At 74.0% G+C, this 2,215-nt stretch carries 4 protein-coding genes; 1 reads left to right on the top strand and 3 read right to left on the bottom strand.

What is annotated here, in order from left to right; genetic code table 11:
- Positions 1–69: 69 nt before the first annotated feature.
- Positions 70–702, bottom strand: a complete 633-nt coding sequence (locus tag ESO86_RS15775) for an alpha/beta hydrolase (protein ID WP_129235813.1) — start codon at positions 700–702, stop codon at positions 70–72.
- 92 nt (positions 703–794) lie between these two features.
- On the opposite strand from ESO86_RS15775, the gene ESO86_RS15770 reads away from it, so the two are divergent.
- Positions 795–1,376: an NUDIX hydrolase family protein gene (locus ESO86_RS15770; RefSeq protein ID WP_129235812.1), complete on the top strand. Its 582-nt coding sequence runs from the start codon at positions 795–797 to the stop codon at positions 1,374–1,376.
- A 54-nt stretch (positions 1,377–1,430) separates the two neighbouring features.
- On the opposite strand, the gene ESO86_RS15765 is transcribed toward ESO86_RS15770, so the two are convergent.
- Positions 1,431–1,934, bottom strand: coding sequence for a GNAT family N-acetyltransferase (locus ESO86_RS15765; protein WP_129235811.1), 504 nt, complete (start codon positions 1,932–1,934; stop codon positions 1,431–1,433).
- Between the two features lie 93 nt (positions 1,935–2,027).
- Positions 2,028–2,215 (bottom strand): hypothetical protein (locus ESO86_RS19215; RefSeq protein WP_165308030.1); only part of this gene is annotated, 188 nt, incomplete at its 5' end.

The following is a 2,215-nucleotide window of genomic DNA, read 5'->3' as shown; positions in this document are numbered from 1 at the left end:
CCGGGGCCCGCGGCCTGAGGCCCGCGGCCCGAGGCCGGGCAGCCGCGACGTGACGGGTCCCGACGCGGGTCAGGCGGCGTAGCGCGCCGCGAGGAACGCCCGGACGTCGCCGATCTCGCGGTCGGACACCGAGTGGCCGAGGCCCTCGTACACGCGCTGGTCCAGCGACGCGTGCGCGGGCAGCCACTCCTGCGTGCGCACCACCGACGTCGACGGGATCACCTCGTCGACCGTGCCGCGCCCCCAGAAGACGGGCGGCGCGAGCTCCGCCATCCGCTCGTCGCCCTCACGCGTGCCCGGCAGCGCGAACCCGGCGAGGCTCACCGCGAACGCGAACCGCTCGGGCGCTCGGCGCAGCAGCTCGAGCGCCATCGCCCCGCCCTGCGAGAAGCCGAGCAGGCCCACGGATGCCTCGCCCGGCGCGACGCGGTCGAGCCACTCGATCACGGCGGTCGTCGCCTCCTCGGCACCGGTCATCGCGAACTCCTCGCCCTGCGCGAGGAGCGGGAACCAGGCGTGGCCGTAGCCGGTCGAGATCGGGGCGCGGAGCGAGGCGATCGCGGGCTCGAGCGGCAGGTACGGGCTCAGGCCGAACAGGTCGCCCTCGTGCGAGTTGTATCCGTGGAGGAGCACCAGGAGGGGCCGGCCGGCCCGGTCGGCCGGCGATGCCGACCACATCACCGCCTCGTCGTCGATCCGCATCCGGGCATCGTACCCCGGCGCGAGAGCCCCGTCCCCCGCGGCCGGCGCCGCGGTTCCCGGCGCTCTCGCGGCACGTGGGGCAGAATCGACCCATGGCCGTACGCACCCCGGACCCGGACTGGAATCCCGACGACGAACCCGCCGTCCAGCCTCCCGCCAATCCCGGCTGGCTCTCCGACCTCGAGCTCGCCGAGATCCGCGGCCGCCTGCCGCTGCTGTACGTCGAGGCGGTGCCCGTGCGCGTCGACGGCGTCGGCCAGGTCACCGAGGTGGGCGTCCTCCTCCGTGCGAACGCGGTCGGCGAGATGACGCGCACGCTCGTCTCCGGGCGCGTGATGTACGGCGAGACGATCCGCGACGCGCTGTTCCGCCACCTCGAGAAGGACCTCGGTCCGATGGCGTTCCCGCAACTGCCGGCGAGCCCGGTGCCCGCGACGGTCGCCGAGTACTTCCCGATGCCGGGCATCTCGCCGTTCACCGACGAGCGCCAGCACGCCGTCTCACTCGCCTACGTCGTGCCCGTGACGGGCACGTGCGAACCGCGCCAGGACGCGCTGGAAGTCACGTGGGTCTCGCCCGCCGAGGCGGCGAGCGAGGCGTTCGGTGCCGAGATGGAGGGCGGCCGCGGCGCACTGCTGCGTCGCGCGCTCGCCGCGGTCGGCGCACTCGACTGAGCGGATGCCGCGAGGCGGATGCCGCCCGCGCCGCCTCTGGTGACGGGCTGCGCGTCAGCGCACCAACCGCACCTCGTGGATGCTCTCGCCGAGGAACGGCTCGTCGTGGGAGACGCCGTCGGCCGTGAAGCCGTTGCGCTCGTAGAAGTGGACCGCGCGCTCGTTGGCCGACGGCACCCAGAGGTAGACGGAGCCCTCGCCGACGGTCGCGTCGAACAGCTTCTGCCCGATGCCCTTGCCGTGGTGCGCGTCGAGGAGGTGGATGAAGAACAGCTCGCGCTCGCGCGGAGCATCCTCGTCGCGGGCGGGACCCGCCCCGGCGAAGCCGACGATCTCGCCGTCGACGAGTGCGGCCACGTGCGTGAACTCGTCGCCCTGACTCATCCAGTGGGTCCAGAGCTCGGCCATCCGGCGCGGCGAGAGGTTCTCGAGCGTCGCCGCGCTCACCAGCTGGTCGTAGTCCTCGTGCCAGCACTGCGCGTGGACCCGGCCGAGCGCCTCGGCGTCGGAATCACGGATGGGGCGGATGACGACATCGGCAACGACTTCGGTGCTCATGGGGCTCAGGCTAACCCGGCCCGCCACCACGGGCGAAATCGACGACGGCCCCGCCACCCGAGTCGGGTGCGGGGCCGTCGAGGAGTTCGGTGCTCAGCCCTGGGCGCGCCGGTTCGTCCGGGTGCTGCGGTTGGGCGAGACGAGGCTGCCGACCCGGAGCGGCTGCTTCTGCGACCCGTGGGCGGATGCTCCGCGCTGCGCGCCTGCCGCCTGGCCGCCGCGGGACTGGCCGGAGCCCTGCTTCGGCGCGTGCGACCTGGCCTCGGCGGGGCGACCCGAAC

It is taken from the genome of Agromyces binzhouensis, from assembly GCF_004135055.1.
GTDB lineage: Bacteria > Actinomycetota > Actinomycetes > Actinomycetales > Microbacteriaceae > Agromyces > Agromyces binzhouensis.
The sequence above is the reverse complement of the archived record's forward strand: the minus strand, read 5'-3'. Positions and strand labels throughout refer to the sequence as shown.